The sequence below is a fragment of the Pseudomonas sp. P5_152 genome (assembly GCF_033989915.1).
Taxonomy (GTDB): Bacteria; Pseudomonadota; Gammaproteobacteria; order Pseudomonadales; family Pseudomonadaceae; genus Aquipseudomonas.
Map to the genome: position 1 here is coordinate 4,082,356 of NZ_JASFAH010000002.1, position 25,264 is coordinate 4,107,619.

Sequence of the window (25,264 nt, forward strand, 5' to 3'; positions counted from 1 at the left end):
GCGCAAGGCTGGCGGCTTGCGCTCTGTCTCAACTACGGGAGGGATTGCTCAGGGCGCGTATTTACGCACCAGTGCCGCCAGGTTCGCTGCGGTCTGCACATCCATCACGCCGTCATACTTCTCGGCACGAAAGTGCAACTGAAACGCCCGCACCAGTTGCTGGAAGCCCGACTCGTTAGTGGCTTGCGAAGTGTTGTAGCCATACTTCTTGAACTGGTCCAGCAACGTCGCACGGTTCGGCACTCCTGAATCCTTGTATTGGCGCAGGAAGGCGTCGCGCTGTCGCTCATCGAACCAGGCCCCCACACCTTTCAAGTACAACGCATGCCAGGGGAATGCCGCGCCGGGGTCGCTTTTGCGGCCGATGGAAATGTCGGAGTGGCCCACGACGTTACGCGGAGTGATGTCCGGGTAGCGCTTGAGGATGTCTTTTGCCAGTTGCTCAATGGCGGCTATTTGCTGGGGTTGATACGGCGGGAAGGTGAACTTGCCCTTGTTGTCGGTGGCCTGGTTGACCACTTCGATGCCGATGGCGGTGTCGTTCAGGTTACTGCGATCAGCCCACTGGCTGACCCCGGCATGCCAGGCCCGTTGGTTTTCATCGACCAGGCCGAAGATCTGCTGGTCGCTGAAGCCGGCCTTGATATAGCTAACGTCGCTGATATCCGGAACGAGGTAGTGGGCACTGACATTGGGCCCGGTCAGTGCGCCAATCGAACTGGCAAAGTTGGCGGCGGTGTAATGCAGGACCAAGAAGCGAATGCGGCTGTTATAAGCCTTTGCGCGATAGTTGCTGTTGGTTGGGAACATGATTTAACTACCCTGTTGTGTGAATCGTAATCGTCCATTCACAGCAAGGTAGCAGTGTCTTTCGGGGGATTTTGTAGTGGTTTTCTGGTTGTTTTGTGGGAAGGATCAACTATCAATCCGCTAAGTTTTTCCAATAAAAAAGGCCGCTGCAAACGCAGCGGCCAAAGTAAGACGTTAGATCAAGGAGCTACAAATCAACGTCAGTGAACCCAGGGTGATGAACTGAATGATGGGCATTCGGTGCATCTGAACAGTTCGCCGCTCAAGTGGGCAATTCACACTCGGCTGGCGGGGCTTCGAGGCTTGTTGCCGTGGAAGCCCGATTAGAATAAGTCCTTCTTGGCAAAGGAAAAATAGCGTTTCAAGACATGCACTGTTACGCCATCGGCAACAGTTGCCCGGATCATCGGTTTGATTGATAACCCCTCATCCAGCCGGCCCATGCCCGGCGCAAAGCCTTGCCCCGTGCGGGCATTCATCCTTTGGAGCTACATCACGAATACCTCCTTGGTGCGCTTATCGCTCCCGGCGGGCAGCAGTAGGGTGGGGCCTTCAAGTCACTCACCGGGGAAGACGCATGACAAAAACAACAATGCGCGCCATCTTCACGCCGCAGACGCTGGCCGTCGCGGTTGCCTTGGGCTGCTGTGCCCAGGCGCAAGCGGTTGAATTCAACATTGGCGAAATCGAGGGGACATTCGATTCGTCGCTGTCGATTGGTGCGAGCTGGGGCATGCGCGATGCCGATGATGCGTTGGTGGGTACGGTCAACGGAGGCTCCGGACAGTCCTCCACCGGTGACGATGGTCGCTTGAACTTCAGCAAGGGTGAGACCTTTTCGAAGATCTTCAAGGGCATCCACGACCTGGAACTGAAGTATGGCGACACCGGGGTATTTGTCCGCGGCAAATACTGGTACGACTTCGAGCTCAAGGACGAAAGCCGGCCGTTCAAGGACATCAGCGACACCAATCGCAAGGAAGGCGCCAAATCCTCCGGTGGGCAGATCCTCGATGCCTTCGTCTACCACAACTACTCCATCGCCGATCTGCCAGGCACCGTGCGCGCCGGTAAACAGGTGGTCAGTTGGGGCGAAAGTACCTTCATTGGCAACTCGATCAACAGCATCAACCCGGTCGACGTCTCGGCATTTCGGCGCCCGGGTGCCGAAATCAAGGAGGGCCTGATCCCGGTCAACATGCTGTTCGCCAGCCAGGGCCTGACCGACCAATTGACCGTCGAAGGTTTTTATCAACTGGAGTGGGACCAGACGGTTGTGGATAACTGCGGGACCTTCTTCGGCAACGATGTGGTAGCCGATGGTTGCGTGAACAACTACACGGTGGCCAACCCGGCGATCGCTCCGTTGCAACCGGTTGCCGCGGCATTTGGCCAAGGCTTCGAAGTGACTCGCGAAGGGGTGGTGGTGCCACGGGGTGGCGACCGTGATGCGCGTGATTCCGGGCAATGGGGCACCGCATTGCGCTGGCTCGGCGACGACACCGAGTACGGCCTGTATTTCATGAACTACCACAGCCGCACGCCCACGGTCGGCACTGTCACGGCGGGCCTTTCGACCCTGTCGGCATTGCCGGGCATCGTCGGCACCGCCAATGCCATCGCGCCCGGCACCGGTTCGGGATTGGCGCAAAGCGTGATGCTCGGCCGCGGCCAGTACTATCTCGATTATCCGGAAGACATTCGCCTGTACGGCGCCAGCTTCTCCACCACCTTGCCCACCGGCACGGCCTGGACCGGGGAAATCAGCTATCGGCCCAACGCACCGCTCCAGGTCAGTACCAATGACCTGACCCTGGCCTTGCTCAACCCGATTGCCGGCGGCGCTGCGTCGCCGATCAGCACCACCCCGGGGGCCGACAACAAAGGCTATCGGCGCAAGGAAGTGACCCAGGTGCAAAGCACCCTGACCCACTTCTTTGACCAGGTCCTCGGCGCCCAACGCCTGACCCTGGTCGGTGAGGCGGCGGTCGTGCGGGTCGGTGGCCTGGAGTCGCGCAGCACCTTGCGTTATGGCCGGGACTCGGTCTACGGCCAGTACGGGTTTGGCGGCGATACCGGAGGTTTTGTCACCTCCACCTCCTGGGGATACCGCACACGGGCCATCCTCGATTACGCCAACGTCATCGGCGGGATCAACCTCAAGCCCAACCTGTCCTGGTCCCACGACGTTGCCGGTTATGGCCCCAACGGATTGTTCAACGAGGGCGCCAAGGCGGTCAGCGTCGGGGTTGATGCCGACTATCGCAACACCTACACCGCGAGCCTGAGCTACACCGACTTTTTCGGGGGCGACTACAACACCCTCGAAGACCGCGACTTCCTGGCCCTGAGCTTCGGCGTGAACTTCTGATCTGGCTGAAAAGGATGACCTTATGCGCAAGATGATTCTGCAATGCGGTGCCCTGGCCCTGAGCCTGCTGGCGGCCAACGTGATGGCGGCAGTGTCGCCGGAAGAAGCCAACAAACTCGGCACCACCCTGACCCCGCTGGGCGCGGAGAAGGCCGGCAATGCCGACGGCTCGATCCCGGCCTGGACCGGCGGCATTCCCAAAAATGCCGGTGCGGTCGACAGCAAGGGCTTCCTGGCCGACCCGTTCGCCAGTGAAAAACCGCTGTTCACCATCACCGCGGCCAACGTCGACAAATACAAGGCCAAGCTCTCCGACGGCCAGGTGGCAATGTTCAAGCGCTACCCCGAGACCTACCGGATTCCCGTCTACCCGACCCACCGTACCGTGGCCGTGCCGCCCGAGATCTACGAGTCGGCCAAGCGCAGCGCGCTGAACGTGAACAGCATCAACGACGGCAATGGCTTGGCCAACTTCACCGGTAATCGCTACTACGCTTTCCCGATTCCGAAGAACGGGGTCGAGGTGCTGTGGAACCACATCACCCGTTACCACGGCGGCAACCTCAAGCGCATCATCACCCAGGTGACACCGCAGACCAACGGTGCCTACACGCCGATTCGCTTTGAAGAAGAAATCGCCGTACCCCAGTTGATGAAGGACCTGGACCCGGAAAAAGCCGCCAACGTGTTGACCTTCTTCAAGCAGTCGGTGACCGCGCCGGCGCGCCTGGCGGGGAACGTGCTGCTGGTCCATGAGACCCTCGACCAGGTCAAGGAACCGCGCCTGGCCTGGATCTACAACGCCGGCCAGCGTCGCGTGCGTCGTGCGCCGCAAGTGGCCTACGACGGACCGGGCACGGCCGCTGATGGCCTGCGTACCTCGGACAACTTCGACATGTTCTCCGGTGCGCCGGATCGTTATGACTGGAAGCTGATCGGCAAGAAAGAAGTCTATATCCCCTACAACAGCTACAAGCTCGATTCGCCGAGCCTGAAATACGACGACGTGATCAAGGCCGGGCACATCAATCAGGACCTGACGCGTTATGAACTGCACCGGGTCTGGGAAGTGGTCGGTACGGTCAAACCCAACGAACGGCATATCTACGCCAAGCGCCACATGTACATCGATGAAGACAGCTGGCAGGTGGCGCTGGTCGACCATTACGACGGTCGCGGCCAACTGTGGCGTGTGGCAGAAGGACATTCCCAGTACTACTACGATCACCAGGCCCAGGCGTACACCCTGGAAGCGCTGTACGACATCATCGCCGGCCGCTACATCGCCCTGGGCATGAAAAACGAAGAGAAGCACAGCTTCGTCTTCGGCTTCGATGCCAAGGCGGCGGACTACACACCAGCGGCATTGCGCGCTGAAGGCGTGCGTTAAGGCCACTGTGGCGAGGACGACCCACGGGTTGATGCCAGTCATTCAAGCGAGCTAGGCACCTGGTGCGAGCTGTCGCCCTGATTGATCGGCGTTAACCTCTGGGTCGTTTTTTTATGGCTAGCAATCAGCCTTCTGAATGTTTCTCAACAAGGCCGCGAGAGAGGGCTAGGGTGGGTTCACAAATATAAAAAGGTCCGCTGCAATGACCGCCATGACGCACTGTCTGGACCGCCCGGGATTCCTGCCCCGCCTGTCTTCCCTGCACGTACGCCGCGAGCGTCTGGCGCAGCCGTTGCTGACCTCGCCCGCCCGGGTGAGGTTGCTCTGCGCGCCGGCAGGCAGCGGCAAGAGCGCGTTGTTCGCCGAGTGCCTGTTGCAGGCCCCGGCGACTTGTACGGTGCACTGGCTGGCGTTGAATGGGGTCGCCTCGAGTCCTGAGGAGTTTTCTCGGGCGGTGGCCCAGGCACTCGGGTTGGTGGTCGACAACGAGGCGCAGTTGCTGGCCTGCCTGGCTCGTTGGCAGACACCCACCTGGTTGTTTCTGGATGACTACTGCCGTGTGCCCGCCCCGCAGCTCGATGCCCTGCTCGATCGCCTGTTGACCCATAGCAGCCCGGCCCTGACCTGGTGGCTGGGTGGGCGTAGGCGGCCGCACTGCAACTGGCCACGCTTATTGCTCAACGATGACCTGTACGAGGGCGCCGGCCCCGAGCTGGCGTTCAGTCGTGGCGAAATCCAGCAATTGATCGTCCAGCTTCCCCATTCGTTGTGCGCCAATGCCAGCGAACGGATCTTCCAGCGCAGCGGTGGCTGGTGCGCCAGCGTGCGCGTGGCTTTGCAAGATGGTAACGGCCGCAGTGCCAGCGAGCTCAAGGAGGGGCGCTCGGCGATCATGCTTGATTACCTGCAGCATGAGCTGTTCAGCGGCTTGGCACCGGAGTGGGTCGAAGCCTGGCGAGTGCTGGCCCACCTGCCGCGATTTAACCTGGGGTTGTGCGAGCATTTGTTCGGCGCGGGCGAGGGTGGGCACTTGATGCGAACCCTGCAGGAGTTGGGGTGTTTCATCGAACCCTGGGAAGACTCCGCCGAGTGGCTGCAGGTCTTTGCACCGGTGGCGCAACTGGTGCGCGATGAGGCCTGGGAGGCCGGTCGCTCATGGCATCGACGGGCCTGCCAGTGGTTCGTCGCTGGGCAAGACTGGCAGGCGGCGTTCGAACAGGCGTTGTTGGCCGACGAATACGAAATGGCTATCAGCCTGTTGCAGCACTTTGGCTTCGAACACTTGTTCCAGCAGCACAATGTGGTGTTGTTGTTGCGTCTGTATGAGCAGCAAGGCGCCGACTTGCTGCTGTGCAGTGCGCAACTGGTCGGGTTGATCACGGCTGCCTTGCTGTTTGCCGGGCGCTTCGAAGAGGCTGGCCTGTGCATCGAGCACATGGCGCGTTTTGCGCCGCAGCCGTCCGCCGCCCAGCAGCGCGAACTGGTGGCGCGGTGGCAGGCGCAACAGGGTTGGCTGCTGCACCTGCAGGGGCGGATGGCGCCGGCCCGCGGGCATTTTCTCGAAGCCCTGGAGGACCTGCCGGTCAGCGCCTGGCCCGCTCGCTTGCTGTGTTTATCCGGCCTGACCCAACAGGCCTTGCTGCGTGGCGAGCTGGATGTCGCACAGGCGCTCAATCGCGAGGCGCTGTGCCTGGCGCGAGCCCAGGGCGCGTTGCTGTTCGAGGGCCTGCTGGAGCTCGATCACGCGCAGTTGCTCGAGCAGCGCGGTGCGCCCCATCGCGCCGAAAGCCTGTTGAGCGGCATTCACCAACTGCTGTGCCAGCACGCCAGGTCCGCCACCCCGTTGCTGGGGCGAATTGCCCTGCGGCGCGGTCGGTTGGCGTTGTGCCAGGGGCAGGAGGCTCGGGCCATCGAGTTTTTCGAAAGCGGGCTCGAGGCCTGTTTGCGCAATCACGACAAACGCGTGCTGTATGGCTACCTGGGCCTGGCGCAGGTGGCCGCCAACCAGGGGGATTTCGCCCAGGCTTTTATCCATTTGCGCGACGCCGAACGCATGATGCAGCGCCGGCATATTCCCGACACGGTGTATCGCGGGGTACTGCTGCAAGTCAGCAGTCACTTCTGGTTGCAACAGGGACGCCCGGAACTGGCTCACGAAGCCCTGACCCGGGTGCTGCGCCATTACCACGGCCCGCAGGCCCGACAGGCCCCGCCGGCGAGCCTGGAACTGATTCCGCGCCTGGAATACCTGTTGGTCGTCGCCCAGGTGTATCTGCACCAGGCCTCACAGCCGTTGGCGCAGCTCAATGCCCAACTGCTGCAGGCGCGTCAATGCGGGATGCTGGGGCTGGAAACCGTGCTGCAACTGAGCGTGGCGCAGGTGGCGTGGCTGTTGGGCCAGCCCGTCGAGGCCAGGGCGGCGCTGCAGGCTGCGCAGGTGCTGGTCGAACGCTGCAACCTGCATCAGGCACTGGCAGAGTTGCAACGCAGCCTGCCGTGCTTGTTTGTTGCGCCGCAGACCCAGGCGACAACACCGGAGCCGGCGCCGGCGTGCGTTCGCGACAATCCCCTGAGTCAGCGCGAAATAGAAGTGCTGAGCCTGATCGCCCAAGGCAACTCCAACCTGCAAATCGCCGAGCAGTTGTTCATTTCCCTGCACACGGTCAAGACCCACGCCCGGCGGATCAACGGCAAGCTGGCGGTCGAGCGGCGCACCCAGGCCGTGGCAAAGGCCAAGGCGCTGGGCTTTTTCGCCTGAGCTCAGGCCGGGTGGGTGCCGCCGTCATGCCCCATGCGCCAGCTTACGGCCCGAGTCGCGGCCAGCAGGCGCTGGGCGGCCGGGCCGTTTTCGTCGGCATGGAACAATGAGGTCGGACCGACGATGGTCAGCACTGCGGCGACCTGCCCGACGGCGTTGAACACCGGTGCCGAAAGCGCATCCACCCCCGGCATCAGCAAACCGTGCACATGGTGCAGGCCGCGTCCGCGAATCTGTTCGCACAAACTGGCGTAGGCCAGTTCACTGGCCAGTGGATGGGACTGGGCTGCGCCGACTTCCTGCTCACGCAACTCGGCGGTTTCGCGGTGGGGCAGGTAGGCGCTGAATACCAGTCCTGTGGACGAACTCAGCAGCGGCAGGACCGAGCCGAGTTGGGTCACCACCGTGACTGCCCGCACCGCCGGCTCGATATGCACCACGGTCGCGCCCTGGTTGCCCCAGACCGCGAGGAAGCAGGTCTCGTTCAGTTCGTCGCGCAGCTCCGAGAGGGGCAGGGCGGCGACTTTCAGCACGTCCATACTGTTCAGTGCGGCCAGGCCGACACGCAGGGCCTCGCGTCCCAGGCCGTAGTGATTGGTGGCGGCATTCTGCTCGGCAAAACCGCTGGCAATCAGCGCCTGCAGGTAGCGGTGCACCTTGCTCGCTGGCATCTGCACATGTTCGGCCAGGCGCGACAACGAGGTCGAGGGCGACAGCTCGGCGAGGGCCTTGAGGATGTCGGTGCCCACCTCAGCCGAGCGGACTTTCTGTTTACCGTTGCTGTCGCTGGTGGCGCGCGGCTTTTCCATGGTGGGGTCGTATCTATAGATGAATGGGCGTCTTTATAGCTTGACGGTCAATACCAATCAAATTACGTTATGCGTAATCGAATTACGATAAAAATAACCTGGACGTGCCAAAACTCTGAAGCGGAGCCATGGCCACGGCCTACTCCCTGTTCAGGAGGCTCCATGAACCTCGATTCAACGGCGCCAGCGCTGGCTTACCAGTCAGGCTTTGGCAACGAATTTTCCAGCGAGGCCCTGCCCGGCGCCTTGCCCGTCGGCCAGAACTCGCCACAAAAAGCCCCTTACGGCCTCTACACCGAACTGTTCTCCGGCACCGCGTTCACCATGGTGCGCAGCGAAGCGCGACGGACCTGGATGTACCGCATCCAGCCCTCGGCCAATCACCCGGCATTCGTCAAGCTGGAGCGGCAGTTGGCCGGTGGCCCGCTGGGCGAGGTCACGCCCAACCGCCTGCGCTGGAACCCCTTGGCTATTCCAACCGAACCGACCGACTTCATTGACGGCCTGGTGAGCATGGCGGCCAACTCCGGGTCGGAGAAACCGGCGGGCATCAGCATCTATCACTACGGTGCCAATCGCTCGATGGAGCGGGTGTTCTTCAACGCCGATGGCGAGTGGTTGCTGGTACCGCAGGCGGGGCGTTTGCGCATCGCCACCGAGCTCGGTGTGCTGGAGCTTGCGCCGCTGGAAATCGCCGTGCTGCCACGTGGCCTGAAATTTCGTATCGAGCTGCTCGATCCGCAGGCTCGTGGCTACCTGGCGGAGAACCATGGCGCGCCTCTGCGCCTGCCGGACCTGGGGCCGATTGGCAGCAATGGCCTGGCCAACCCGCGAGACTTCCTGACCCCGGTCGCGCACTACGAAGACCTTCAGCAACCGACCACCCTGGTGCAGAAATTCCTCGGTGAGTTGTGGGCCTGCGAGCTCGATCATTCGCCATTGAACGTGGTGGCCTGGCACGGCAATAACGTGCCGTACAAATACGACCTGCGACGGTTCAACACCATCGGCACGGTGAGCTTCGATCACCCGGACCCGTCGATCTTCACCGTGTTGACCTCGCCGACCAGTGTCCACGGCCTGGCCAACCTCGACTTTGTGATCTTCCCTCCGCGCTGGATGGTGGCCGAGAACACCTTCCGTCCACCTTGGTTCCACCGCAACCTGATGAACGAGTTCATGGGCCTGATCCAGGGTGAATACGACGCCAAGGCCGAAGGCTTCCTGCCCGGCGGTGCGTCCTTGCACAGCTGCATGAGCGCCCATGGCCCGGACGGCGAAACCTGTACCAAGGCGATCAACGCCGAGCTGGCGCCGAGCAAGATCGACAACACCATGGCCTTTATGTTCGAGACCAGCCAGGTGCTGCGCCCAAGCCGCTTCGCCCTCGATTGCCCGCAACTGCAAAACACTTACGATGCTTGCTGGGCCTCGCTGCCCGCCACTTTCAACCCGAACCGGAGATAACCCATGACCCAGACCACCCCCACTCGTAGCTGGGTTGCCTGTGCCAACGGCCACGCGGATTTCCCATTGCAGAACCTGCCGCTGGGCGTGTTCAGCACCCAGGGTTCGGCGCCGCGCAGCGGTGTGGCGATCGGCGAGCAGATTTTCGACCTCGAGGCAGCGCTCGACGCCGGCCTGTTTGACGGCGCGGCCCGCACGGCGGTGCAAGCCACCCGTGGCGGTCAGTTGAACGCCTTCTTCGAGCTCGGTCGGGGCCCCCGTGTTGCCCTGCGCGAGCGCTTGCTCGAACTGTTGGCCGAAGGCAGCACCCTGCGCGGCAAGATCGAAGCCCAGGGCGCCAAACTGCTGCACCTGGCCGCCGACTGCCAGATGCACCTGCCGGCCCGAATCAACGACTACACCGACTTCTACGTGGGCATCGAGCACGCGCAGAACGTCGGCAAACTGTTCCGTCCAGATAACCCGCTGCTGCCGAACTACAAGTACGTGCCGATTGGCTACCATGGCCGCGCGTCGACCATTCGCCCGTCCGGCACCGAGGTCCGTCGCCCGAAAGGCCAGACCCTGCCAGCCGGTCAGAGCGAGCCGACTTTCGGTCCGTGCGCGCGCCTGGACTATGAGCTGGAACTGGGGATCTGGATCGGCCAGGGCAATGCCATGGGCGACTCGATTGCCATCGGCGACGCCGCTGAGCACATCGCCGGTTTCTGCCTGCTCAACGACTGGTCGGCACGCGATATCCAGGCCTGGGAGTACCAGCCACTGGGGCCGTTCCTGTCGAAAAGCTTCATCACCAGCATCTCGCCCTGGGTCGTCACCGCCGAGGCCCTGGAGCCTTTCCGTCTTGCCCAGCCGGCGCGTCCGCAGGGCGATCCGCAACCGCTGCCGTATCTGCTCGACAACCGCGACCAGGCCGCGGGGGCCTTTGATATCGAACTGGAAGTGTTGTTGCTGACCGAAGCCATGCGCGAGCAGAATCTGCCGGCGCACCGCCTGACCCTGAGCAACACCCAGCACATGTACTGGACCGTGGCGCAGATGGTCGCGCACCACAGCGTCAACGGCTGCCAGTTGCAGGCCGGCGACCTGTTCGGTTCGGGCACCTTGTCGGGGCCTGAGAGCGGTCAGTTCGGCAGCCTGCTGGAAATCACCGAGGGCGGTAAAAAGCCGATCGAGCTGGCATCCGGCGAAGTGCGCAAGTTCCTCGAGGACGGCGACGAAATCATCCTGCGCGCGCGTTGCAGCCGTGACGGTTTTGCGTCCATCGGCTTCGGCGAATGCCGGGGCAAGATCCTGCCAGCGCGCTGAGAGGATCGGCCAATGGAGCTCTTTACCTACTACCGCTCGACCTCGTCGTTCCGGGTGCGCATTGCCCTGGCCCTCAAGGGTCTGGATTACCAGGCGCTGGCGGTCAACCTGATCGGCCCACAAGGTGGTGAACACCGTCAGCCGGCCTACTTGCAGATCAACCCGCAAGGCCGGGTGCCGGCCTTGCGCACCGATCAAGGCGAGCTGCTGATCCAGTCACCGGCGATCATCGAGTACCTGGAAGAAGCTTATCCACAGGTGCCACTACTGTCCGGCGACCTCGCCCAGCGTGCGCACGAGCGTGCGGTGGCGGCGTTGATTGGCTGCGACATTCATCCACTGCACAACGTCAGCGTGCTCAACAAGCTGCGTCAGCTGGGCCACGACGAGCCACAGGTGGTGGAGTGGATCGGCCACTGGATCAGCCAGGGGCTGGCGGCCGTCGAGCAGTTGATCGGCGACGCGGGCTACTGCTTTGGCAGCGCACCGGGGCTGGCGGATGTGTACCTGATCCCTCAGCTGTATGCAGCCGAGCGTTTCAACTTAAGCCTTGAAGCCTATCCACGGATTCGCCGGGTTGCCGCGCTGGCAGCCCTACACCCGGCGTTCATCCAGGCCCATCCGGCCAATCAGCCGGATACTCCGTAACGGCGGCTCCAAGCATTCAACACTGGCGGGGGTGTGCCTGGATCAGGCGCAATCCCCAGCCGGTCGCGAAGGTGCCGTCGGTGTGTGGCAGGTGATCGATTGCGGTTTTGAATCGTTCCTGCAATTGCACGCGGGCGGCGGGTGTCAGCCGGTCGACGTCGTAGGTGGCGCTGAGTGATTGCCAGAGCTCGGCGAAGTCGGGCTGCCAAGCCACATCGATGTCTTGCACCGTCACCTGCTCGAAGTCGGCGCTGAACAGCGCTCGCCAACCCTCCTCGGTACGCATGCGCGGATCACCCATCGGTAAATGCGCCAAGGCGTCCTGCTGCGCCACCTGGCGAAATACCTGCAGATACGCCTCGCCCACCGCACCCAACAGAAACCCCCGGCCAACGATCGTCGCAACCTTGCCATCCTTGCGCAGCACGCGGCGTATTTCGCTGAGCACTTGCTCAATGTCGTCCATCAACATCAGTGCCAGATGCGACACCACCACGTCGACACTCGCCGTGCCGAGCGACAGCGCCTGTGCCCGCTCCTTGATCAGGCTGACACTGGCGGGCAAACGCGCGCGGGCTTCGTCCAATTCAGCCTGGCTGAGGTCGACGCCGGTCAACTGCAGTCGTTGCGGATAAAGTTGCTCGAGCAGTTCCAGCAGATAGCCGTTGCCGCACGCCAGGTCCAGTACGCTCAGGCTGGCGGACGAGCTCGGTAGGGTGGCTGCCAGCGCGGCGTAGGACGATGCATGCTGTTCGCTGCACAAGTGGGCAAACGCGACGCTGGTGGTGCCAGGTCGGCGCTGGTGGAAATCTTCCAGGAAACGTTCCGCAGGTGAAGGTAAGTGCATGACAGCCTCGTCCGTGGTGGCGCAAAAAATCCAGGGCGCCAGTGGACCATCCATCGCTTCAATGCACAATCGAGTTGGGTGGCAGATGCCCCAGGCGTTCAGTCAGGCGCAGGCGCTGGATCGGGTCGTCGCTGAGCAGCAGGGCGTGCTCCAGGTCGAAACGTTCGGCGTTGGGGCAGTCCAGGCGCTGGTAGAGGCTGGCGCGGGCCAGGTAGTCGCTGGCGTTGGCGTTGCCCAGTTCCAGCACCCGCTCGGCATCGATCAGCGCGCCGATGCAGTCGTCGTTGGCCAGGTACAACTGGCGCAGGTTGCGTGACAGGCGCTGGAGCATCTGCAGCGGCTCGCTGGTCAGCAGGTGCTCGGCGTTGAGGGGCATGTTCGGGCCATATTGGCGTTGCAGCAGCTCCCGGCAATCGTTGGGATACAAGCGTCGACCGCCGCAGGGGTCGAGCAGATGATCGGCGCCGGGTACCCGTAGCAGGAAGTGTCCGGGGAAGTTGACCCCGACCATGGGGATCTCCAGGCGGCGAGCCAGTTCCAGGGCGATCAGGCCCAGCGCCAGCGGCTGCCCGCGGCGCCGCTCCAGGACCTTGTTGAGCAAGGCCGCCTGGGGCCGCAACGGGGTGGCTTCGTCCTGCTGGTAACCCAGGTCGTTGAGCAGGCGCAGCAGCGGTTGCGCCAATTCGCTGACCGGCAACATCGGCAGGCCACTGCTGACCCGCTGCAGCAGATCCTTGAACTGCTCCAGCAAAACCTGCGGTTGCACCTGCGCATCGTGTTCGGCCGCGATCCACAGCGCTGCTTCAAAAAGCGCCGGGGGCGAGCGTTGCAGGCAGGCGAAAAAAGCGTGGCGCGGGTTCATTGAAATCTCCGGCGAATGCCCCGTTTTAGCCCCGTCGCAAGCATTCGTCCAGTGCCGCGCGCGAGGGCGTGCAAGTTATGCCGGAAAGCCTTGGCGTGGGGCTTTGCTTATTCCGGTGCGCTCCAGCAATTTTTGCCCGCGCGCCTATACTGGCGACTACTGGAAGTGATTCGGGAGCCCCACGATGTTCGCTCTCATGCAAAGCACTCGCCTTGAATCTCTACACCTGAGCGTCGACCCAGCCACCGGGTTGAAGGCCGTGATTGCCATTCATTGCAGCCGCCTGGGACCTGCCCTGGGTGGGTGCCGTTACCTTGCCTACCCCGACGATGAAAGCGCCGTGACGGATGCTGTGCGCCTGGCCCAGGGCATGAGCTATAAAGCGGCCCTGGCGGGCTTGCCCCAGGGTGGCGGAGTGGCGGTGATCATCCGCCCGCCGCATGTGGAAAACCGCGCGGCGCTGTTCGAGGCTTTCGGGCGCTGTGTCGAGCAACTCGATGGCCGCTACATCACCGCCATCGACAGCGGCACCTCGGTGGCTGACATGGACTGCATCGCCCAGCAAACCCAGCATGTCACCAGCACCACCGCCTCGGGCGACCCATCGCCACATGCAGCGATGGGCGTGTTCACCGGAATTCGAGCGACCGCCATGGCGCGCCTGGGCAGCGATAACCTGGAAGGCTTGCGCGTTGCGATCCAGGGCCTGGGCAATGTCGGTTTTGCCCTGGCTGAGCAACTGCATGCCGCGGGGGCCGAGTTGCTGGTCAGCGATATCGACCCGGGCAAGGTGCAACTGGCGATGGAGCAGTTGGGCGCCCATCCGATTGCCAACGAGGCACTGCTCAGCACCCCCTGCGACATCCTTGCGCCCTGCGGCCTGGGCGGGGTACTCAACAGCCACAGCGTGGCGCAGTTACGCTGTGCGGCGGTCGCCGGTTCGGCCAACAACCAGTTGACCAACCTCAGCGTCGCCGACCAACTGGAGGGGCGTGGCATCCTCTATGCGCCGGACTATGTGATCAACTCCGGTGGGCTGATCTACGTGGTGCTCAAGCACCGCGGCGATGAGTTGTCGAGCATCACCGGGCATCTGTCGCAAATCAGATCGCGCCTGACTGAAGTCTTCGCCCATGCCCAGGCGGAAAAACGCTCGCCAGCGCGGGTGGCGGACGAACTGGCGGAACGCCTGCTTTATCGCTGAGCTCCCATTCCCCAGGCCTGCCCGTATTGTTCGCGCTATTTTCAGCAAGAGCCGCTCGGTGAGCATTTTTTGTCACGCCGGGCTTGCGGCCGTCCGCGGTTTTTTCGGCAAGGTAGAGGCTGGCTAAATTTTGCCGATGGACGGGAGGGTCGTAGATGAGCTTTCAAGCACCTTTGCGGGACATGCGCTTTGTCCTGCATGAACTATTCGATGTCAGTGCCCATTGTGAGTTGCTGGGTAACGGCCTTGATCGGCAACTGATCGATGGCGTGTTGGACGAAGCAGCGCGTTACACCGCGCAGGTGGTGGCGCCGCTCAACCGCAACAGCGACGAACAAGGCGCCATCCTGACCAACGGTGAGGTCAGCACCCCCGACGGTTTCCCCCAGGCCTATCGACAGTACGTCGACAACGGCTGGGCCAGCATGACCGGGCCGAGCGAATACGGCGGACAGGGTTTTCCACAGATGGTGGCGGCGAGTTTTCATGAAATGCTGATGGCCGCCAGCCTGTCGTTTCGGGTGTATTCCGGGTTGACCGAAGGCGCGGTGCTGGCCCTGTACAAACACGGTGACCAGGCGCTGAAAAACCTCTACCTGGAAAAAATGGTCAGCGGCACCTGGACCGGCACCATGTGCCTGACCGAACCCCAGGCCGGGACTGACTTGTCACTGCTGCGCACCCGCGCCGTACCCCAGGCGGACGGCAGTTATGCGGTGAGCGGCAGCAAGATCTTCATCAGTGGTGGCGAGCAGGATCTTTCCGAGAACATCGTGCACCTGGTGCTGGCCCGATTGCCGGATGCCCCGGCCGGGGTCAAGGGTATCAGCCTGCTGCTGGTGCCCAAGTTCATCGCCGGTGCCGACGGCGGCCTGGGGCGGCGCAACAACCTGAGTTGTGGGGCCATCGAGCACAAGATGGGGATCAAGGGCACCTCGACCTGCGTGATGAACTTTGACGGTGCCAGCGGCTGGATTATCGGCGCGGCCAACCAGGGACTGGCCTGTATGTTCACCATGATGAACGACGCGCGTTTCCAGGTTGGCCTGCAAGGCCTGGGGATTGCCGAGCGGGCGTTCCAGGGATCCTTGAGCTACGCCCGCGAACGCTTGCAGTCGCGAGCGCTGGAAGGCTCTGCCGCGCCGGACAAAGCCGCCGACCCGATCATCGTCCACCCCGATGTGCGGCGGATGTTGCTGACCCAGAAAACCCTGCTCGAAGGCTGCCGCATGGTGGCGGCCTACACCGCGCAGCAACTGGACCTGGAACATGCCCACCCGGATGCCCAGGCGCGCAAGCAGGCGAGTCAGCGCGCGGCGTTGCTGATACCCATCGTCAAAGCGTTTTTCACCGACATGGGCCAGGAAGTCGCCAGCCTCGGAGTGCAGATTTACGGTGGCCACGGTTTTATCCGCGAGTGGGGCATGGAGCAGCTGATGCGCGACAGTCGCATCACCCAGATCTACGAAGGCACCAACGGCATCCAGGCGCTGGATTTCATCCGTCGAAAGCTGCTCGCCGATGGCGGCCAACAGCTCACTGCGCTGCAGGACGAACTGGATCAATGGTGCGCCCGTCACGCCTTGTCGAGCGAGTTGAGCACGCTGGTCCTGGCGCTTGAGACGCGGGTGCTGGAATGGCGAACGCTGACGACTCACGTGATCGCCATCAGTGCGGTCAATGTGCAGGAGATTGGTGCCTGCTCCGTGGACTTCCTGCAGTACTCGGCCTATGTGCTGTTGGCCGGCTTCTGGTTGCAGGCGGCAGCCCGTGCCGAAGCGGCCATGGCCGCCGGCACCGAGGAAGTCGAGTTCTACCGGGCCAAGTTGAACAGTGCGCGGTTCTACAGCGACCGGATTTTGCCTCGGGCCAGTGCCCATCGCGAGGCAGTCCTGGCGGGAGCGGAGTCGCTGATGGCGATGCCCGAAACCAGCTTCGCCTTCTAATCGCTACAGGCATGAAAAAGGCCCTGGATCATTGATTCAGGGCCTGTTCAATTCTGCCGGTAATTACTTCGCGGCTTTGACCGCCTTGGCCGGTTTGGCAGCCTTGGCGGGTTCGCCTGGCTCGACCTCTGCGGCGGGTTCAGCAGGCTCGACCGCTGGTACAGCCGGGGCAGGGGCGCTGAGCAGTTCGGTCAGGGCGTCCGGCTGGCTCTTGAACGCCTTGGCGAACACATCGCGATTCTTCGCCATGTAGATACCGGCTTCTTCCACTTGCTGTTCGGTCAGGGACGGAACGGCTTTTTGCAGCACTTGTGCCAGAAACTCGGCGAGTTCGAGCATTTTGTCATGACGGTCAGCTTCGGCTTTATCCATGAACAAGCGCTCCAGATCTCGGCTGCTGCGGTATACCACTTCGACGGCCATTTACCACCTCACATGCCTTCACATTAGTTGTCTATTACGACTACTGTATTTATATACAGCGAAAGGATAAGCCAATCCCGGTCCTTTGGGTAGTCGCTTTTTAATCTAGACCGGTTTCACGGTTTGTCAGGTGGCGCTATGCCATGCTCCGCGCAGTGCTCAGGCACACAAAGTGTCCAATCCCGGTCCACCGTCATCTCACATCACAGCCGCTGGCCTTTTTTCTGCATGCAGAACAACAGTCATATCGAACCCGCATCATCCGGTCGAACCGACCTAAGGAATAATTACCGTGAAAATCCATTGGGCGGAGCGAATTCGCCAGAACGTGCATGAGCTGGCGGAAACCCTGGGCAACCTGTTCGTCGAAACCTTCCATTACCTGGCCCTGTTCGCCATTGGCGCGGTCACGGCCTGGGCGGCGGTCATGGAATTTCTTGGCATGATCGAAGAGGGACACATCAAGATCGACGACATCTTGCTGTTGTTCATCTACCTGGAACTGGGGGCGATGGTCGGGATTTATTTCAAGACCAACCACATGCCCGTGCGGTTTCTGATCTACGTCGCGATCACCGCCTTGACCCGCCTGCTGATCTCCAACGTGTCGCACCACAACCCGCCGGACGTGGGCATCATCTACCTGTGCGGCGGGATTCTGCTGTTGGCGTTTGCCATCCTGGTGGTGCGTTATGCCTCTTCGCAGTTCCCCTCGGTGAAGATCGAGCACCCGCAACGCAAGGTGGGTGCCGGCTCCAGTGAGCACCCGGAAGTCGAGAAGGGCGAGCTTTAAGGGCGGGCTGACAGGGGCAGGGCGGCCTTGGCCAGCGGCGGCGGCAACTTGAGGTTGTCGCTGTCGGTCATGGCTTCGAGAATAGCCATGGCGCTATGCCCTTGCTCGATGGCGATGCCGAACTGAATGCTTTGCACCAGCCGTTTCAAACGCTGCGGATCGTTGCGCTGGGCGACGCTGATCATCCGCTTGGCGACGATGCGCCCGGCGTTGGACAGGGTCAGCATGATGCCGCCGTCCAGCCCCTGAATGCTCAGGTTGATCTGATAATCGGCGGCAAAGGTGTCGGTAATCAGTTGGAAGGGGTTGTCCATAATGCGTCACCGCTTGATTGGATCGTGCAGTCATTGACCGACTGCGCCCGCAATTGTTCGCAGTTCCGGACCGTCGGCAGATAGCAGTGACGTAGCAAGGGGCATGCCCGCGGGGGTGATCACCTGAAGATCAGCGAGCCTGACCCCATCCTGTGGGAGCGGGCTCGCCCGCGATAGGGCCGGCACAGCCAGCATCGGCGGCGCCTGACACTGCGCTATCGCTGGCAAGCCGCAAGCGGACGCCGCAAGCGGGCGCCGCAAGCGGGAGCCAGCTCCCACATGGAGCAGATGAGCGGCATCAGCCGCTCAGCCTCCAACGGTCCGTTTCAGGGCAGAACGGAGTAGATGATCGCAGACAGTGCAATCAGGCCGATCACAACCACGAACACGTTCGACACTTGGCCCGAATACTTGCGCAGAGATGGCACGCGACGAATCGCATACATTGGCATCAGGAACAGCAAGCACGCGATGACCGGCCCGCCGAGGGTTTCGATCATGCCCAGGATGCTTGGGTTGAAAGTCGCCACGGCCCAGCAGCTGAGAATCATGAACAGTGCGGTGGCACGGTTCAGCCAGTTGGCCGACATCACCCGGCCACGGCCGCGCAGGCTCTTGACGATCAGGCCCTGGAAACCTTCACTGGCGCCGATGTAGTGGCCCAGGAAGGATTTAGTGATCGCCACCAGCGCAATCAACGGCGCGGCGTAGGCGATGACCGGGGTCTGGAAGTGGTTGGCCAGGTACGACAGGATCGAGATGTTCTGCGCCTTGGCAGCCGCCAGGTCAGCGGGGGACAGGGCCAGCACGCAACTGAAGCAGAAGAACATCACCGTCAGCACCATCATGCTGTGGGCGACGGCGAGGATGCCGCTGCTTTTCGCTTCGGCCTGGGCACCGTAGCGGCGCTTCTGGTCGACGGCGAAAGCCGAGATGATCGGCGAGTGGTTGAACGAGAACACCATCACCGGGATCGCCAGCCACAGGGTCTTGAAGAATACGGGCAGCGGCATGCCCTCACTGGCGGAAGCGAAGAATGCGCCGTTCCAGTTCGGGATCAGGCTCAGGGCCAGCAACAGCAAGGCCGCGACAAATGGGTACACCAGCACGCTCATGGCCTTGACGATCACGCCCTGGCCGCAACGTACGATCGCCATCAGGCCGAGGATCAGCACCAGCGACAGCACCGCCCGCGGCGGCGGGGTGATGTGCAGCTGGTGTTCCATGAAGCTGCCCAGGGTGTTGGTCAACGCCACGCTGTAGACCAGCAGGATCGGGAAGATAGCGAAGAAGTACAGCAAGGTGATCAGCTTGCCGGCACCCACGCCGAAGTGCTCTTCCACCACCTCGGTGATATCGCCGGAGCGCCCGGACAGGACAAAACGGGTCAGGCCGCGGTGAGCGAAGAAGGTCATCGGGAAGGCCAGCACCGCCAGTACCAGCAACGGCCAGAAGCCGCCGACGCCGGCATTGATCGGCAGGAACAGGGTGCCCGCACCGATGGCCGTGCCGTAAAGGCCGAGCATCCAGGTGCTGTCGTGTTTGCTCCAGCCCTTGTGGGCTGTTTGCGTAGCGTGGGTCAGATCTACAGCGGGGTTTTCGGCAGCAGGTGTACGTACATCGGTCATCGTTTTGGCCTCGTTATTATTTTTGCTCGGGCTCACGTGTTACGGGCGGCAGGGAATGCTCCTCAGCATTCCACCCAGCTGACAGCCAGGCCGCCCCGTGAAGTCTCTTTGTATTTGTCGTGCATGTCGGCGCCGGTATCGCGCATGGTGCGGATCACCCGGTCGAGGGAGATGAAATGCTTGCCGTCGCCGCGCAGGGCCATCTGGGTGGCGTTGATCGCCTTCACCGCAGCAATGGCGTTGCGCTCGATGCACGGCACCTGGACCAGGCCGCCGACTGGGTCGCAGGTCAGGCCGAGGTTGTGTTCCAGGCCGATCTCGGCAGCGTTCTCCAGTTGCTCGGGCGTGGCGCCCAGCACATCGGCCAGGCCGGCCGCGGCCATGGCGCAGGCGGAGCCAACTTCACCCTGGCAGCCGACTTCGGCACCGGAGATCGAGGCGTTCTTCTTGCACAGGATGCCTACGGACGCGGCGGCGAGGAAAAACGCCACCACATCGTCATCCGACGCCTCGGGGTTGAACTTCATGTAGTAATGCAGCACCGCCGGAATGATCCCGGCCGCGCCGTTGGTTGGTGCCGTGACCATGCGCCCGCCGGCGGCGTTCTCTTCGTTGACGGCGAGGGCAAACAGGTTCACCCATTCCATCGCCGAAAGGGTCGAACTGATGACGTTCGGCTTGCCGATTTCCAACAGGCTGCGGTGCAATTTCGCCGCGCGTCGTGGCACATCCAGGCCACCGGGCAGGATGCCTTCGTGGCGCAAACCCTGCTCGACACACTCACGCATCACCGACCAGATATGCAGCAGGCCCTGGCGGATTTCCGCGTCGCTGCGCCAGGCCCGTTCATTGGCCATCATCAGCTCGGAAACCCGCAGGCCGTGCTGGTTGCACAACGACAACAGTTCGGCGGCACTGGAAAAGTCGTACGGCAACTGCACGTCATCGCCTGCTGCTGTGCCGGACTCGACCTCGGCCGCCTCGACGATAAAACCACCGCCCACCGAGTAGTAGGTCTGCTCGAACAGCAGGCCATTTTCGCTAAAGGCGCTCAGCGCCATGGCGTTGGGATGGTAGGGCAGGCTCTCATCGAGCAGCAGCAGGTCGCGTTGCCAGTCGAAGGCAATGTTCAGGCGGCCGCCAAGTTGCAATTCGCCACTGTCGCGTAGCTGTTGGATACGTGGGCCGATGCTGTTGGGGTCGATGCTGTCCGGCCATTCGCCCATCAGGCCCATGACGCAGGCGCGGTCGGTGGCGTGGCCGACGCCGGTGGCAGACAGCGAGCCATACAGGCGGACTTCGACGCGCCAGACCTGGCTCAGCAGGCCTTGGTCGAACAGCGCCTGGGCGAAGGTGGCGGCGGCGCGCATCGGGCCGACGGTGTGGGAACTGGACGGGCCGATGCCGACCTTGAAGAGATCAAAAACACTGATAGCCATGCTAAAGCCTTACAAGCAATGGAGTAGGAATCGCTGCCATTTTTTGTAGGACGAGCGCAATGTCGGCGATACTGCCTACCTCGGTCCACGGTGACCAACGAAACTTCCTAAGACAGGCTTTAGCAGGACTAAACGATGAGTCGTCAATTTCACGCCCAGACCTACGTCTGGCTGCATGTGTTTTCCTGTGCGGCGCGGCACCTGTCGTTCACCCGTTGTGCCGAAGAGCTGCACATCACCCCCGGGGCGGTCAGCCAACAGATCCGTCAGTTGGAAGAGCGCCTGGGTTTCCGCCTGTTCCATCGGCGCGCCCGTGGCGTCGAGTTGAGTGCCGAAGGCCAGCGCCTGGCGATCACCGTCGGCGAAGCCTATGGCAGTATCGACGCAGAGTTGCGCCGACTGGACGCCGGCATGATCAGCGGCATCCTGCGCCTGCGTTCGATCCCATCCTTCCTCGGCAAATGGCTGACCCCGCGCCTGCCACGCTTGCAACAGCGCTACCCGGATATCCAGTTGCGCCTGGTGGCCGAGGACAGCAGCGTGGCCCTGCACGAGGGCGACTTCGACCTGGCGATCGACCTGAACGATGGCAGCTACCCGGGGCTGTTATCCACAGCCTTGCTCGATGAACAGATTTTTCCGGTCTGCGCCCCCAGCCTGCTGCGTGGGCGCCCCCCGCTGCACGGCCCGGCGGACCTGGTGCATTTTCCGTTGTTGCACGACATCACCGCCTGGCGGGGCAGCTACGAATACGCGGAATGGGAGTTCTATCTCAACGCCATCGGCTTCGACGGTGCCGATGTGCGGCGTGGGCATACGTTCAATCGCAACCACCTGACCATCGAGGCGGCGATTGCTGGCATGGGCGTGGCCATTGCCCGGCGCACGCTGCTCAATGATGAGCTGGAGCGCGGCACCCTGATCGTGCCCTTCGGCGTCGCGGTGCCCAACTACAAGCGTTACGTGCTGCTGTATGCACCGGGTGCGCTGAGCCATCCGGGCGTACGCGCGGTGCACGACTGGCTGGTGGAAGAGGCGCAGATCTTTCGCGGAATGCACCCTTTGGGTGAGGGGCAGATGTGAGTAATTGTTGCAGTGTTACCAGGCGACCCAACTCCCGACCTTAACAGCGCTTTTGTCCGTTGTCCGACTTTTTCAGCAATGAAAATTTATCTTTTTTTAGGGGTTGAATTGTTTCACCGTCTGCCCAACTCTGTAAGTAAGAGGTCACGGTCACTGAAGATTCAACGCTACACCGGACCTCTCGCGAGCTAGCTGAAATAAGGGATGAACTATGCAAATCCAAGTCAACAGCGATAACCATATTGAAAGCAGCATCCGACTGGAGGAGTGGGTACGTACTACCATTGAGAGCACGCTCGAACGTTATGAAGAAGACCTGACCCGCGTTGAGGTCTACCTGCGGGATGAGAACGGCGACAAGCCCGGTCCCCACGATTTAAGTTGCCGCCTGGAAGCACGGCCAAAAGGCCATCAACCACTGTCGGTGTCCGCCAAGGGCGATACCCTGGAACAGGCGATCGACAGCGCAGCCACCAAACTGGAACACGCGCTGGAACATCTGTTTGGTCGACTGCAAGGCAAGCCACGCGCTGCCGGGAAAAACCAGCCAATCAACAAAGTGAATGAAGACGCACTGGAACAGGAATTCCTGGAAAACGAAAATGCTGTGATCAACGGCTGACCGGTTCTTCATCCTCTACAAGCGGGCCTGCATTTGCAGGCCCGATTTCATTTAGCTGCGTCGGAAAAAATACCGACTCAGCAGCGCCAGCCCACACGCCCCCAACCCTGCAAACAACATGGCCCAACCGGCGCCATGGCGCAGTGCTGCCTGGGCATCGTCGAGTGCCAGCCCTGGCGAATCCAACTTGCCCGCTGCAATGTTTTGGCTGATGGCCGGCCAGTCCAGTGCAGTGCTCGCAGGCAACACCTCAGCCAGTTGATGGCTGATGCCCAGCAACAGCACCAGGCCCATCAGCGCGATGTTGATTGCCAAGGTAATTAATCGTGCGCTCAGGTCGATGCCCGACGCCATGCCCGCGCGGTCGGCGGACACCGAGCCCGTGGTGGTGTTGGTAGTGGGCGAGTTGGTCAGCGCCAGGCCCACGCCCGTCAGCACGCAGCTAGCCAGTATCAGCCCGATATCCGGGTGTTCGGCCATGTTGATGGCGGCCATGGCCAGAAACCCTATAGCCATCAGTCCCAGGCCCAAGGGGATGACGCCTTCGGCGCCGTAGCGCAGGGCGAGGCGCTCGGCCAGCGGCGGAACCAGCAGGGTCGGCAAGGTGTAGGCGAGCAGGGCCGCACCAGTGGTCAGGGTGTCGTAACCCAGGCCGGCCTGGAAGTACAACGGCAGGTAGATCATGAAAGGCCAGAAGCTGAAGTTCATGCCGATCGAGCCCATCAGCGCACCGTTGAAACGGTGGATGCGAAATACCGCGAAGTCGAACATCGGGTGCGCGCTGCGGCGCTCAATCACGATAAACAACAGCAACGCAGCCAGCGCCAGGCCCGCCCAGCCCGGTACAAAGCCATTTTCGCTGCCTTGGGTGATGAAGTAGACCAGGGCAAACACCGACAGCGTCAACGTCAGCATGCCGGCGATATCGAGGCGATGAGCGCTCGGGTCGCGGGATTCTTCCACGCTGACGCGCAGCAGTACCAAGGTGAACAATGTCAGTGGCACATGCACCAGGAACACCCAGCGCCAATCAGCCACGGCCAGGATCAATGCGCCGACCATCGGCCCGAAGCCGAGGCCCACGCCGGCAATCACGCCCCATATGGCAAATGCCCGCGCCCGCGCTGCCGGGTCGCGGAACAGGTGCGAGAGGATGGCGAACTGACAAATCATCATCGCCCCACCGCCAATGCCCTGGACAAACCGCGCGACAATCAGTGTGGAGGCGCTGCCGGCCAGCCCACACACCAGCGAAGCCACGGCAAATACCCAAAGGCACAGCACCAGCATACGTCGACGGCCAAACCGGTCAGCCAATGTGCCTGCCGCCATCAGCACGCTGGTGCAGGCCAGGGTGTAGGCGTTCATGATCCATTGGGCGTCCTGGAAACCGGTGCCCAGTTGCTGTTCCAAGGTGGGCAGGATGATCGGCACGCTGGAAATTTCCAGGCCGAACATCAGTGCCACCAGGCACACGGCGGTGAGGGCCAGGTTGTTTCTGGCGGTGCTGGGTGTGCTGGCGGCCGATAAGCTGGCGGCGGGTGGCATGGGATTCTCCTGTGGATAAACGATGGGAGTTATTCTCGCGGGAACCTGGTTCTTTATTCGTGATAAATTTTCCTTGAATAGGGGACTCAAGGGCGACAATTGCACCATGGCCACACCACGTTTTGATGGCGTTGAACTCTTTCTGCAGATCGTCGAAAGCGGCAACCTGACCGAGGCCGCCGAACGGCTCAATCTCACGCGTTCGGCGGTGGGCAAGGGGTTGGCGCGGCTGGAGGCGCGGCTTGGCACGTGCCTGTTGCAGCGTTCGACCCGTCGTCAACGGCTCACCGAAGACGGCCAGGCCTATTACGAACATTGCCTGCGCGCACTGACGGAACTGGAGGCAGCCGAATCGGTGTTGGAAAGTGGCCGCCAACAGCCTCGCGGACGCTTGAGGGTGAGTTTGCCGCTGGCGTTCGGACATCACTACGCGGCGCCCGCACTGTGGGGCTTGATGGCGCGTTATGCAGAACTGGAAATCGAGATTTGCTTCGCCGACCGGCTGGTGGATCTGGCCCAGGAAGGCTTCGACGTGGCCGTGCGAATCGGCCCGCTGCCCGACACCGACCGCCTCAGCGCGCGTCGCCTGGGTGAACAGTCCGTGTGCCTGGCGGCGGCACCGGCGTATTTGCAACGTGTGGGGCCAATTGAATCGATCGACGACCTCGCCGGCCACCGCGGCATCGCCTATCGCTGCAATACCCCACACCGTTCCCGGGTGGTTTCGCCGCTGCTGATGGACGACCTCCAGGCCGTGGCCGACGCCGCTATCGCGGGCGTGGGCCTGGCCTGGTTGCCGAGTTGGCTGGTGGCGCACTATGTGCTGCGCGGACAGCTGGAAGCCGTATTGCCCAGCTACCGTGAGCAGCCTTCACCGATCCATGTGATCTGGCCCACGGCGGTTCATATGCCGGCCAAGACGCGCTGTGCCATCGACGCGTTGGTGGCCGGCACGCCGTCGTGCCTGGCGGGCAGTTGATCAGAACGCAGCGCT

Annotated in this window: 21 protein-coding genes and 1 pseudogene; 12 read left to right on the top strand and 10 right to left on the bottom strand. The window is 62.2% G+C overall.

Annotated elements, in window-relative coordinates; all coding sequences use genetic code 11:
- Window positions 1–48 precede the first annotated feature (48 nt).
- A complete protein-coding gene (locus QMK50_RS18400) occupies window positions 49–810 on the bottom strand; it encodes an N-acetylmuramoyl-L-alanine amidase (RefSeq protein ID WP_320333672.1) in 762 nt (253 codons plus the stop codon).
- 323 nt (window positions 811–1,133) lie between these two features.
- Window positions 1,134–1,289: a hypothetical protein gene (locus QMK50_RS18405; RefSeq protein WP_320333673.1), complete on the bottom strand. Its 156-nt coding sequence runs from the start codon at window positions 1,287–1,289 to the stop codon at window positions 1,134–1,136.
- 98 nt (window positions 1,290–1,387) lie between these two features.
- Between QMK50_RS18405 and QMK50_RS18410 the strand changes: the two genes are divergently transcribed.
- The 3 genes from QMK50_RS18410 (at window position 1,388) to QMK50_RS18420 (ending at window position 7,329) form a co-directional block, all read left to right on the top strand.
- Window positions 1,388–3,181, top strand: a complete 1,794-nt coding sequence (locus QMK50_RS18410; RefSeq protein ID WP_320333674.1) for a DUF1302 domain-containing protein — start codon at window positions 1,388–1,390, stop codon at window positions 3,179–3,181.
- A gap of 22 nt (window positions 3,182–3,203) precedes the next feature.
- Window positions 3,204–4,571: a DUF1329 domain-containing protein gene (locus QMK50_RS18415; protein ID WP_095169393.1), complete on the top strand. Its 1,368-nt coding sequence runs from the start codon at window positions 3,204–3,206 to the stop codon at window positions 4,569–4,571.
- 202 nt (window positions 4,572–4,773) lie between these two features.
- Window positions 4,774–7,329: a LuxR C-terminal-related transcriptional regulator gene (locus QMK50_RS18420; protein ID WP_320333675.1), complete on the top strand. Its 2,556-nt coding sequence runs from the start codon at window positions 4,774–4,776 to the stop codon at window positions 7,327–7,329.
- A gap of 2 nt (window positions 7,330–7,331) precedes the next feature.
- On the opposite strand, the gene QMK50_RS18425 is transcribed toward QMK50_RS18420, so the two are convergent.
- Window positions 7,332–8,138 carry an IclR family transcriptional regulator gene (locus tag QMK50_RS18425; RefSeq protein ID WP_095169395.1) on the bottom strand — a complete coding sequence of 269 codons (807 nt, stop codon included), beginning with the start codon at window positions 8,136–8,138 and terminating at the stop codon, window positions 7,332–7,334.
- Window positions 8,139–8,300: 162 nt separating this feature from the next.
- Between QMK50_RS18425 and hmgA the strand changes: the two genes are divergently transcribed.
- The 3 genes from hmgA to maiA are packed head-to-tail and all read left to right on the top strand — an operon-like array spanning window position 8,301 to window position 11,561.
- The gene (hmgA, locus tag QMK50_RS18430) at window positions 8,301–9,605 is read left to right on the top strand and encodes a homogentisate 1,2-dioxygenase (RefSeq protein ID WP_320333676.1); all 1,305 of its coding nucleotides are present in this window, start codon (window positions 8,301–8,303) and stop codon (window positions 9,603–9,605) included.
- Between the two features lie 3 nt (window positions 9,606–9,608).
- Complete coding sequence (gene fahA, locus QMK50_RS18435) at window positions 9,609–10,913, top strand: fumarylacetoacetase (RefSeq protein WP_095169397.1); 1,305 nt, start codon at window positions 9,609–9,611, stop codon at window positions 10,911–10,913.
- A gap of 12 nt (window positions 10,914–10,925) precedes the next feature.
- On the top strand, window positions 10,926–11,561 hold the full coding sequence (gene maiA, locus QMK50_RS18440) for a maleylacetoacetate isomerase (protein WP_095169398.1): 636 nt from the start codon (window positions 10,926–10,928) through the stop codon (window positions 11,559–11,561).
- Window positions 11,562–11,577: 16 nt separating this feature from the next.
- On the opposite strand, the gene QMK50_RS18445 is transcribed toward maiA, so the two are convergent.
- On the bottom strand, window positions 11,578–12,408 hold the full coding sequence (locus tag QMK50_RS18445) for a class I SAM-dependent methyltransferase (protein WP_320333677.1): 831 nt from the start codon (window positions 12,406–12,408) through the stop codon (window positions 11,578–11,580).
- A gap of 58 nt (window positions 12,409–12,466) precedes the next feature.
- Window positions 12,467–13,270: a SirB1 family protein gene (locus QMK50_RS18450; RefSeq protein ID WP_320333678.1), complete on the bottom strand. Its 804-nt coding sequence runs from the start codon at window positions 13,268–13,270 to the stop codon at window positions 12,467–12,469.
- Window positions 13,271–13,454: 184 nt separating this feature from the next.
- Between QMK50_RS18450 and QMK50_RS18455 the strand changes: the two genes are divergently transcribed.
- On the top strand, window positions 13,455–14,474 hold the full coding sequence (locus QMK50_RS18455; RefSeq protein ID WP_095169400.1) for a Leu/Phe/Val dehydrogenase: 1,020 nt from the start codon (window positions 13,455–13,457) through the stop codon (window positions 14,472–14,474).
- Between the two features lie 155 nt (window positions 14,475–14,629).
- Window positions 14,630–16,420 (top strand): acyl-CoA dehydrogenase C-terminal domain-containing protein, encoded by a 1,791-nt coding sequence (locus QMK50_RS18460; protein ID WP_320333679.1) that lies wholly within the window; start codon window positions 14,630–14,632, stop codon window positions 16,418–16,420.
- A 168-nt stretch (window positions 16,421–16,588) separates the two neighbouring features.
- Here the strand turns inward: QMK50_RS18460 and QMK50_RS18465 are convergent.
- Window positions 16,589–16,843, bottom strand: a pseudogene (locus tag QMK50_RS18465) (YebG family protein); the annotation flags it as partial.
- Between the two features lie 292 nt (window positions 16,844–17,135).
- Here QMK50_RS18465 and QMK50_RS18470 point away from each other — a divergent pair.
- Window positions 17,136–17,636: a phosphate-starvation-inducible protein PsiE gene (locus tag QMK50_RS18470; RefSeq protein WP_095169403.1), complete on the top strand. Its 501-nt coding sequence runs from the start codon at window positions 17,136–17,138 to the stop codon at window positions 17,634–17,636.
- On the opposite strand, the gene QMK50_RS18475 is transcribed toward QMK50_RS18470, so the two are convergent.
- From QMK50_RS18475 to QMK50_RS18485, 3 genes are all read right to left on the bottom strand, one after another.
- Complete coding sequence (locus QMK50_RS18475) at window positions 17,633–17,950, bottom strand: DUF3509 domain-containing protein (RefSeq protein ID WP_095169404.1); 318 nt, start codon at window positions 17,948–17,950, stop codon at window positions 17,633–17,635. The two genes, QMK50_RS18470 and QMK50_RS18475, sit on opposite strands and share 4 nt — an antisense overlap.
- Window positions 17,951–18,276: 326 nt before the next feature.
- Window positions 18,277–19,578, bottom strand: coding sequence for a serine/threonine transporter (locus QMK50_RS18480; RefSeq protein WP_320333680.1), 1,302 nt, complete (start codon window positions 19,576–19,578; stop codon window positions 18,277–18,279).
- Window positions 19,579–19,640: 62 nt separating this feature from the next.
- Window positions 19,641–21,017, bottom strand: coding sequence for an L-serine ammonia-lyase (locus QMK50_RS18485; RefSeq protein ID WP_320333681.1), 1,377 nt, complete (start codon window positions 21,015–21,017; stop codon window positions 19,641–19,643).
- A gap of 135 nt (window positions 21,018–21,152) precedes the next feature.
- On the opposite strand from QMK50_RS18485, the gene QMK50_RS18490 reads away from it, so the two are divergent.
- Window positions 21,153–22,100 (top strand): LysR substrate-binding domain-containing protein, encoded by a 948-nt coding sequence (locus QMK50_RS18490; protein ID WP_095169407.1) that lies wholly within the window; start codon window positions 21,153–21,155, stop codon window positions 22,098–22,100.
- Between the two features lie 211 nt (window positions 22,101–22,311).
- A complete protein-coding gene (locus QMK50_RS18495) occupies window positions 22,312–22,722 on the top strand; it encodes an HPF/RaiA family ribosome-associated protein (RefSeq protein ID WP_027618585.1) in 411 nt (136 codons plus the stop codon).
- Between the two features lie 51 nt (window positions 22,723–22,773).
- On the opposite strand, the gene QMK50_RS18500 is transcribed toward QMK50_RS18495, so the two are convergent.
- The gene (locus QMK50_RS18500) at window positions 22,774–24,270 is read right to left on the bottom strand and encodes an MFS transporter (protein WP_095169408.1); all 1,497 of its coding nucleotides are present in this window, start codon (window positions 24,268–24,270) and stop codon (window positions 22,774–22,776) included.
- A gap of 106 nt (window positions 24,271–24,376) precedes the next feature.
- On the opposite strand from QMK50_RS18500, the gene QMK50_RS18505 reads away from it, so the two are divergent.
- Entirely contained in the window at window positions 24,377–25,249 is an 873-nt protein-coding gene (locus QMK50_RS18505; protein ID WP_320333682.1) for a LysR family transcriptional regulator, read from the top strand.
- Window positions 25,250–25,264 lie beyond the last annotated feature (15 nt).

Bases quoted from the DNA above. Each gene is read 5' to 3' on its own strand.
- QMK50_RS18400 (WP_320333672.1), bottom strand. From the start codon at position 810: ATGTTCCCAACCAACAGCAACTATCGCGCAAAGGCTTATAACAGCCGC.
- QMK50_RS18405 (WP_320333673.1), bottom strand. From the start codon at position 1,289: ATGAATGCCCGCACGGGGCAAGGCTTTGCGCCGGGCATGGGCCGGCTG.
- QMK50_RS18410 (WP_320333674.1), top strand. From the start codon at position 1,388: ATGACAAAAACAACAATGCGCGCCATCTTCACGCCGCAGACGCTGGCC.
- QMK50_RS18415 (WP_095169393.1), top strand. From the start codon at position 3,204: ATGCGCAAGATGATTCTGCAATGCGGTGCCCTGGCCCTGAGCCTGCTG.
- QMK50_RS18420 (WP_320333675.1), top strand. From the start codon at position 4,774: ATGACCGCCATGACGCACTGTCTGGACCGCCCGGGATTCCTGCCCCGC.
- QMK50_RS18425 (WP_095169395.1), bottom strand. From the start codon at position 8,138: ATGGAAAAGCCGCGCGCCACCAGCGACAGCAACGGTAAACAGAAAGTC.
- hmgA (WP_320333676.1), top strand. From the start codon at position 8,301: ATGAACCTCGATTCAACGGCGCCAGCGCTGGCTTACCAGTCAGGCTTT.
- fahA (WP_095169397.1), top strand. From the start codon at position 9,609: ATGACCCAGACCACCCCCACTCGTAGCTGGGTTGCCTGTGCCAACGGC.
- maiA (WP_095169398.1), top strand. From the start codon at position 10,926: ATGGAGCTCTTTACCTACTACCGCTCGACCTCGTCGTTCCGGGTGCGC.
- QMK50_RS18445 (WP_320333677.1), bottom strand. From the start codon at position 12,408: ATGCACTTACCTTCACCTGCGGAACGTTTCCTGGAAGATTTCCACCAG.
- QMK50_RS18450 (WP_320333678.1), bottom strand. From the start codon at position 13,270: ATGAACCCGCGCCACGCTTTTTTCGCCTGCCTGCAACGCTCGCCCCCG.
- QMK50_RS18455 (WP_095169400.1), top strand. From the start codon at position 13,455: ATGTTCGCTCTCATGCAAAGCACTCGCCTTGAATCTCTACACCTGAGC.
- QMK50_RS18460 (WP_320333679.1), top strand. From the start codon at position 14,630: ATGAGCTTTCAAGCACCTTTGCGGGACATGCGCTTTGTCCTGCATGAA.
- QMK50_RS18475 (WP_095169404.1), bottom strand. From the start codon at position 17,950: ATGGACAACCCCTTCCAACTGATTACCGACACCTTTGCCGCCGATTAT.
- QMK50_RS18480 (WP_320333680.1), bottom strand. From the start codon at position 19,578: ATGACCGATGTACGTACACCTGCTGCCGAAAACCCCGCTGTAGATCTG.
- QMK50_RS18485 (WP_320333681.1), bottom strand. From the start codon at position 21,017: ATGGCTATCAGTGTTTTTGATCTCTTCAAGGTCGGCATCGGCCCGTCC.
- QMK50_RS18490 (WP_095169407.1), top strand. From the start codon at position 21,153: ATGAGTCGTCAATTTCACGCCCAGACCTACGTCTGGCTGCATGTGTTT.
- QMK50_RS18495 (WP_027618585.1), top strand. From the start codon at position 22,312: ATGCAAATCCAAGTCAACAGCGATAACCATATTGAAAGCAGCATCCGA.
- QMK50_RS18500 (WP_095169408.1), bottom strand. From the start codon at position 24,270: ATGCCACCCGCCGCCAGCTTATCGGCCGCCAGCACACCCAGCACCGCC.
- QMK50_RS18505 (WP_320333682.1), top strand. From the start codon at position 24,377: ATGGCCACACCACGTTTTGATGGCGTTGAACTCTTTCTGCAGATCGTC.